The following is a 3,512-nucleotide window of genomic DNA, read 5'->3' on the forward strand; positions in this document are numbered from 1 at the left end:
GCTGCGGACGCTGGGCAGCCGGACGAACCGGACGGGCCGGCTTCCGAGGCGCCGTCAACCTGACGACAGGTCGCCGAGCCGCGCAACGATCGCGTCCGGACGCCGACCGCGCCCGCGTCGCGGCAGCGGACGGATCCACACCCGTCGACGTCCTGCGAGCCGCCCGGCATGCAACCCCGGACCGGCCAGCGCGCGCATCGGTCCCCTTTCGGACAAAACTCGCCTATAGGCTGCGCGCAAGCATGGGCGGCGAGCGCCCTGAGGGGCAAGGCCGGCGGCGCGCGGAACGAGGCGCGGCGCGTGAGGATCACGAGACCATGGACCGCATCCACATCACCGGCGGCGTGCCGCTCAACGGCACGATCCCGATTTCGGGGGCGAAGAACGCCGCCCTGCCGCTGATGATCGCGAGCCTGCTCACCGGCGACACCCTGGAACTCGCCAACGTGCCGCGGCTCGCCGACATCGCCGCGCTCACACGCATCCTCGGCAACCACGGCGTCGATCACATGGTGGTCGGCAAGCGCCCGGGGCAGACCACCGAGACCGGCCAGACCATCCGGCTCACGGCGTCGAACGTCATCGACACAACGGCGCCCTACGAACTGGTCTCGACCATGCGCGCGAGCTTCTGGGTGGTCGCGCCGCTGCTCGCCCGCTTCGGCGAGGCCAAGGTCTCCCTGCCGGGCGGCTGCGCCATCGGCACCCGGCCCGTGGACCTCCTGATCATGGCGCTGGAAAAGCTCGGCGCGCAGATCGAGATCGATGCCGGCTACGTCGTCGCGCGTACGAAAAACGGCCTGCGCGGCGCCGAGATCGACTTTCCGAAGGTCACCGTCGGCGGCACCCACGTGGCGCTGATGGCGGCCTCGCTCGCCTACGGCACCACGGTGATCTCCAACGCCGCCCGCGAGCCGGAGGTGGTAGATCTGGCCGACTGCCTGATCAAGATGGGCGCCCGCATCCAGGGCGCCGGCACGCCGCGCATCGTGATCGAGGGCGTCGCCCGCATGAACGGCGCCCGCCACGAGGTGCTGCCCGACCGAATCGAGACCGGCACCTACGCCATGGCGGTGGCGATGACCGGTGGCGACGTGGTGCTGGAGAACACCCGCGCCGACCTGCTGCACTCGGCCCTCGACATCCTCTCGACCACCGGCGCCGAGATCACCCAGGTTCCCGGGGGCATCCGCGTCCGGCGCAACGGCGGCGGGATCGCGGCGGTGGACGTGACCACCGACCCGTTCCCGGGCTTCCCCACCGACCTGCAGGCGCAGTTCATGGCGCTGATGACCCTGGCCAACGGCCAGTCGCAGATCCGCGAGACCATCTTCGAAAACCGCTTCATGCACGTGCAGGAGCTGGCCCGCCTCGGCGCGAAGATCCGCCTCGAGGGGGATCTGGCGATCGTCGAGGGCGTGGAGCGCCTCAAGGGCGCGCCCGTGATGGCGACGGACCTGCGCGCCTCGGTATCGCTGGTGATCGCGGGGCTGGCGGCCGAGGGCGAGACCCAGATCAACCGGGTCTACCACCTCGACCGCGGCTTCGAGGCCCTGGAGGCCAAGCTCGCCCGCTGCGGCGCGCGGATCGAGCGCGTGCGGGCCTGAGGCCCGAAAGCCCGAGCCTCGGCCGGGCCGCAATCGGAGCGGTGCGGGGCCGGCCGATCGCGGGCAGTGCCGGTTGGGCGTGCTTCTGAATTTGCGAGACGAGAATCGATCGACGTCAATCGGTTTCACGAGCCGTCAGGAAAGAAGACAGATTTTATTCTTATCATCGTCGTGCGTCAGGCGTATTGCTTGGACGATAAGCTTCGGTCTCCGGCAAGAAATTTTAACGCATACCTGCGACAAGATCTGGCTCAAGCTCTTCGAGCATCTTCGAGACGGATCGATGTCGGTATTCTCACGCCTCGAGGCACGCCTGCCCGCCATGACCATCGGGCTCGCTCTCCTGAGCGCCACGGCGATGGGCGGGTACAGTTGGTACTCGGCCCGGGCCGGGTTGGTGGATGCGGCACGCGAGCGGCTGCAACTCGCCGCCGACGCGCGGCGCGACGGGGTCGAGCTGGTCGCCGACCGCATGCAGGCCGACTTCCTCACGGTGGCGGCGCACCCGCAGGTGGTGTCGAACGTCGCCGACCTGATCGAGACCCTCGATCCCGCGAAGCCCGACTATGCCGGCCTCCTCGCCGCCTTCCGGGCGCCCGAGACGGCCGCGGCCCGCATCGCGCTCGACGGCACCGCGACCAACACGATGTACGGGCGGCGGCACGCGAAGGTGCAGGAGGTCGGCCGCAAGCTTCTGGCGCAGGCGGGCTACGCCGACCTGCTGGTGCTCGATGAGGGCGGGCGCGTCGTCTACACCACCACCAAGGGCGAGGACTTCGCCCGTCCGGTCTCCGATCCGGCGCTGCGGGGAACGGGGCTCGCGCGGCTGTTCGAGCGCCTCAGGGCGGCCGATCCCGAAGCCGCCCTGTTCGAGGACTTCGCGGCCTATCCGGTCGACGCCGGGCCATCCGCCTTCATCGGCCGCGCGGTGACGAAGCGCGCCAACGTCGCCATGGGCACGGCGCAGGCGGCCGAGCGCATCGGCTACGTCGTGATGCGGGTCGGGCCGGCCCTGTTCGACCGCACCCTGTCGAAGCGCACCGGCCTCGGCGAGACCGGGCAGATGCTCTCGGCCGGCGCCGACGGCCTGCTGCGCACCCAGCCGCCGCTCAACCCGGACGCGAAGGCCGGCAGCCCCCTGGGCGCGCTCGGGATCGCCCCGAGCCGCCTCACGGAGGGGCGGCCGTTCGACTTCGAGGCCCCGGAAGGCCGGCGCCTGGCGGCGTCCTCCGTCGTCTCGGTGCTCGGGGCGCCCTGGACGGTGATCGCCGAGCAGAGCTTCGGCGAGGCGATCGGCGCCGTCTCGACCCTGTCGCGCACGCTTGCCCTGGTCGGGCTCGGGGTGCTCGCCGGCACCGCCATCCTCGGCCTGCTGCTGGCCCGATCGATCGTGCGGCCGCTCGGCGCGCTCACCGCGGCGCTTAAGGCCCTGGCCGCCCGGCAGGCGCTGGAGCAGGTGCCCGGCAGCACCCGGCGCGACGAGATCGGCGACATCGCCCGGGCCGTGGTGACCATCCGCGACGTCTCCCTCGAGGAGGCCGCGGCGCAGTTGAAGACGACCGAGGCCACCCGCCTGCGCGAGGAGCAGGCGCGCCGCGCCCTCCTGCGCGACCTCGCCGAACGCTTCGAGCGCTCGGTCGGCGGCATCGTCGCGCGGGTCGCCTGCTCGGTGGCCGGGCTGCAGGCCGCCTCGGGCGGCATGCGCGACGCGGTCGAGGGCACCTCGCAACGGTCGAGCAGCGTCGCGACCACCGCCAACGAGACCGCCCAGAACGTCAACACCGTCGCCGCGGCGGCCGAGGAGCTCGGGGCCACGGTCCAGGAGATCGGGCGGCAGGTCGAGCAGGCGGCGGAGATGTCGGACGGCGCGGTGCGCGAGGCGACGCGGACGCAGGCCGCCATGGA

2 protein-coding genes are annotated in these 3,512 nt (G+C 71.8%); both read left to right on the top strand.

Translation table 11 applies throughout. From position 1 onward, the window contains the following. The first annotated feature begins 317 nt into the window (after positions 1-317). Complete coding sequence (gene murA / locus FV222_RS20375) at positions 318-1,607, top strand: UDP-N-acetylglucosamine 1-carboxyvinyltransferase (RefSeq protein ID WP_147761612.1); 1,290 nt, start codon at positions 318-320, stop codon at positions 1,605-1,607. 283 nt (positions 1,608-1,890) lie between these two features. Beyond that, on the top strand, positions 1,891-3,512 hold a 1,622-nt coding region (locus FV222_RS20380), incomplete at its 3' end, for a methyl-accepting chemotaxis protein (RefSeq protein WP_147815502.1).

Source organism: Methylobacterium sp. WL103, from assembly GCF_008039885.1.
Classification (GTDB): domain Bacteria; phylum Pseudomonadota; class Alphaproteobacteria; order Rhizobiales; family Beijerinckiaceae; genus Methylobacterium; species Methylobacterium cerastii.